This is a genomic window from Acidobacteriota bacterium (assembly GCA_028875575.1).
GTDB lineage: Bacteria > Acidobacteriota > Terriglobia > Versatilivoradales > Versatilivoraceae > Versatilivorator.
Window position 1 is genome coordinate 1 of record JAPPDF010000032.1, and the last position, 4,035, is coordinate 4,035.

Annotated in this window: 3 protein-coding genes and 1 tRNA gene; 2 read left to right on the forward strand and 2 right to left on the reverse strand. The window is 60.6% G+C overall.

The window, feature by feature from the left end; genetic code table 11:
* The first annotated feature begins 561 nt into the window (after nucleotides 1–561).
* Both OXI69_04185 and OXI69_04190 read left to right on the forward strand, forming a co-directional pair.
* Nucleotides 562–2,073, forward strand: a complete 1,512-nt coding sequence (locus OXI69_04185; GenBank protein MDE2665330.1) for a S8 family serine peptidase — start codon at nucleotides 562–564, stop codon at nucleotides 2,071–2,073.
* Nucleotides 2,074–2,120: 47 nt separating this feature from the next.
* A complete protein-coding gene (locus OXI69_04190) occupies nucleotides 2,121–2,498 on the forward strand; it encodes a hypothetical protein (protein MDE2665331.1) in 378 nt (125 codons plus the stop codon).
* Between the two features lie 26 nt (nucleotides 2,499–2,524).
* Here OXI69_04190 and OXI69_04195 read toward each other — a convergent pair.
* Nucleotides 2,525–2,614, reverse strand: a tRNA-Ser gene (locus OXI69_04195).
* 105 nt (nucleotides 2,615–2,719) lie between these two features.
* Nucleotides 2,720–3,976: a VWA domain-containing protein gene (locus OXI69_04200; protein ID MDE2665332.1), complete on the reverse strand. Its 1,257-nt coding sequence runs from the start codon at nucleotides 3,974–3,976 to the stop codon at nucleotides 2,720–2,722.
* Nucleotides 3,977–4,035: the final 59 nt, after the last annotated feature.

The following is a 4,035-nucleotide window of genomic DNA, read 5'->3' on the forward strand; positions in this document are numbered from 1 at the left end:
GGGAGTGAAGCCGGGAGTGCTCCTTCGGTCGGGCTCCGCCCTCCCTGCGGAGCACTCCCGCTCGTTGCCCATCCACCCTCTGGGAGATATGCTTAGCCACACATAAAGAAGACTGGCCGTGTAAACCATGTATGCGGTTTATTGTGTAAACCATGAATGGATTGCACAAGACAAGGGCTCCGCCCGCAGTCGAACCGGTGGGGGGGACGGAATCGGCGAGATGGCCGGAAAGGAGATCCAGCCCGCAGTCGAACCGGTGGGAGCCCCAGTCTCCCAGGTTCGTAATGGGCCCCTGTTTCACTCCGCATGATCCCTCCCGTCGTCGGGGACGGGGGGCGGCTGATCAGGATCAAGTGTGCCCCCTGGCCGTCCGGGAAACGGCAACGGGTTCCAATGGTCGTCTATTGCTGTGACGCCTGGATATGATGGGAGCGCCGTCCGCCCCGTGGGTCTCGCGAATTGTCGGCGGGTCGGGAACTCAAGTCCGAACTCTTTGGATTTCGGGTTGTCAGAGACTTTCGATCCATGCAATCTTGATGGAACTCTTGGGGGAATCGGGAAATGACCCGTCGACTTGCCAGGCAGGTGGAAAGGATTCTGGACGAGGGATCCGGGAATCACCGCAGCGTCATCGTGCGAATGAAGCTCTCGGAAAAGGATGAGGAAACACTCCTGGGTGCGGTTGCCCACGCCATTCAGCGGCGTGCGCTGTTGCTGTCCGCTCGGGACATCTTGCCGGTTCACCTGGAGAGTTTGGTTGTTACCGCTGGAGAAACCACTTCCGATCGATCCGGAAATGTACCCGAGGAAGAAGGAGGTGTCGCGGCTCAGGTAGCTGCCACGGCCATTCGGCAGGTGAGCAAGCGGGGTCTTCGGTCCAGGGGTCTCAGGTCATTGAGGCCTCTGGTCTCGAGCTTGCTCAAGCTCAAGCAGGGAACCCATGGCGCCAGATCTTTCTGGACCTCGAAATGCGTGGTCCTGCAAATGACCAAGGATGACCTGTCCAGGTTGAATCGGTTGGTGGACGAGCTGCTGATTGGAGACATCTACCCGAACCGAACACTGCATGTGCCTCGCCTGGTGGAATTGAAAGCGCTTCCCTCGAGAGTGCTCGAGAACAGGGCCAGCGCCTGGGGGATTCATGCCGTTGGAGGACTGGCTGCCCGAGGGGCTTACGGAGCCAGTGGGAAAGGAGTCAAGGTCGGAGTACTGGATACCGGTGTGGATGCAAGCCACCCCGACCTGCAACGGAAGGTGGTGGACTGGGCGGAATTCGATGCCAATGGAGAGGATGTCCCCGGTTCCCAACCGCATGACACGGCTCAGCATGGAACACATGTCGCCGGCACCATTGCCGGAGGGAGGGCCAGCGGCCGCTGGATCGGCATGGCGCCGGACGCCAAACTGGCGGTAGCCATTGCCTTGGACGGAGCCAAGGGTGGGACGGACGCTCAGGTTCTTGCCGGAATCGATTGGGCGGTTGAGCGCGGGGTCGATGTGCTGAGCATGTCCCTGGGTGGAATGACCTTGGGCCCTGAGGTCCCCAGCACCTATACCGAGGCGATCCTGACATCGCTGCGGGCCGGAATTCCGGTGGTGACGGCCATCGGAAATGACGGTCAACAGATCACCGGCTCGCCCGGCAACGATCTGCTTTCGTTTTCCGTGGGAGCGACCGACTATCGAGACTGCGCTGCCGCATTCAGCGGAGGTCGAACCCATGTCATCCGGGAGTCCAACTTCGTTTCCCCGGAGAATCTGCCTCTTGTCTATTCCAAACCGGAAATCTCCGCTCCGGGGGTGGCGGTCTACTCTTCGGTGCCGGGTGACAAGTGGGCCGCTTTCAACGGAACCTCCATGGCAACCCCTCATGTTGCCGGCGCCATGGCGCTGCTGCTTAGCGCTACTTCCATCAGGAAACGTGTGGCGCCCACCAACCGTGCATTCCTGATTCAGGATCTGCTCACCGGGTCGGTTGAAGAGCTGGGAGAAATCGGGCAGGATCACCGTTTCGGGTTCGGGCGACTCGACATTCTGCAGGCGATCGGATTCGCCAGGGAAAAGGGGTTCTGAGTGGAATGCCGCAGTATAATGAGTAAGATAGCCCAGCGAGGACTGTCGTGCGCAAAACTAATCTGCTGGACAAGCTTCAGGACGAAGAACTGCGACGCATGGCCAGTGAAAAACTGGAGCGTAAGGCCAGTGTCATCATTGAGCTTGACGTTCCCCCACAAGTGGTCGGAGTGAGAAAATCGACCGGTGGCGGTGCCGGGAGCCTCGCTCCCGAGAGTGTCATGCCCGAAGCCCCGCAGGATCTCTCGGCACTCGAACGGAAAGCCGCCCAGACCCATGCGTTCCTGGAGACGGTTCTCGAGTCTCCCCCGCGCTGGCTGCAAGCTTCAAGAACCTTTGTGGCCGAAGCCACCGGCGCTCAGTTGTCCGTAATCGCCCGCTCACCCCACTTCAAGGCCATCCGTCTCAACCGCCGACTGAAGTAGCAGAACTGAGTTTCATGCGGAACCTCTGGCGGAGAGGGCGGGATTCGAACCCGCGGTACGGTTCCCCGTACAACTGCTTAGCAGGCAGCCCCGTTCAGCCACTCCGGCACCTCTCCGAGGGGGTGGGACTTTGGATGGACCTTATAGCATGATCGTTTCGGCGAAATCCAGTTGAATGCAGGAGAGCGGTGTGAGGGATGCTTCCGGCTGACGGCCGGCAGTCAGTGGATGGTCTTGGCCTTGTTCTGCATGTAGTCCAGCAGCAGGTACTGGCCCAGGGTGTAGGGAGTGGTGAAGTAGGCCTTGCCGCGGCAGATCTCGGTGACCTTCTTGACGAAGCTGACCAGTTCGTAATCCCTGGCCAGCATGAAGGTGTTGATCATGATGCCGGACCTGCGGCAGGCGGCGACCTCCCGGATGGTCTCACGGACCACCACCGGGTCCAGGCCGAAGGAATTCTTGTAGATCCTGCCGTCTTCCCGGGTGAGGGCCGAAGGCTTGCCGTCGGTGATCATGACGATCTGCTTCATGTCCTTGCGCTGTCGGGCCAGGATTCGTTGGGCCAGGCGCAGCCCCTCGCAGGTGTTGGTGTAGTAGGGTCCCACCTGGACGCGGGCCAGTTGGCTCAGGGGTAGCTCTTCCGCGGAGTCGTGGAACAGGACCAGGTTGAGTGAGTCCCCGGGGTACTGGGTCCGAATCAGGTGGGCCAGGGCCATGGCCACACGCTTGGCGGGGGTGAACCGGTCTTCGCCGTAGAGAATCATGCTGTGGCTGCAGTCCAGCATCAGGACGGTGGCGCATGAGCTCTGGTACTCCGATTGATGGATCAGGAGGTCGGGATAGTCCAGCTTCAAGGGCACTCCCAGCCCCTCGCGCCGGACGGCCTGCAGCAGCGTGCCGCTGACATCCAGGTTCAGGGTGTCTCCGAATTCGTAGTTCCTGGAGGCTCCGCTGGCTTCGATTCCGGTGGACATCTCCCGTGTATCGTGCCGTCCGAACTGGCTTCGGCCCAGGGAGCCCAGCAGGTCCTTCAAGGTCCTGTACCCCAGGAAGTCGAGGCTCTTGTTGGTGAGCTCGAAGCGCGCCCGGCCGGACTGGCCGCTCTCATGACCCGGCCTGGGGTTTGGAACACCGCCCTCGGCCTGCGTCTGCTCTGACAGAGAGAGGTATCCTTCTTCCGCGAGGCGCTCGATCAGCTTCTGAACCAACTCGGACAGCCTGGCTTCCAGGTCCTCGCCGGAACCCTGCATCAGCTTTTCCAGCATCTCCTCGGACAGCATGTCCTGGTTGAGCAGGGCTTCCAGGATGGCGTCGTGGAGGTTCTGCAGGTTGTGGTCCTGGTCGAAGGGATGCGGACCGTAGGGATTCTGGAGGTATCCGCTCTGCAGCAGGAAGTCCGAGAGGTGGTTGAGCAGCTCCTCCAGACTCAGGGAGTCCCAGTCCATCCCCGTGTATTTGGAATATTTTACGCTCTTCACGGTGAGTGTCCTGTCTCAGAAATAGGATTACCATCTCCGATGGAGGTTCCACCGGGAAA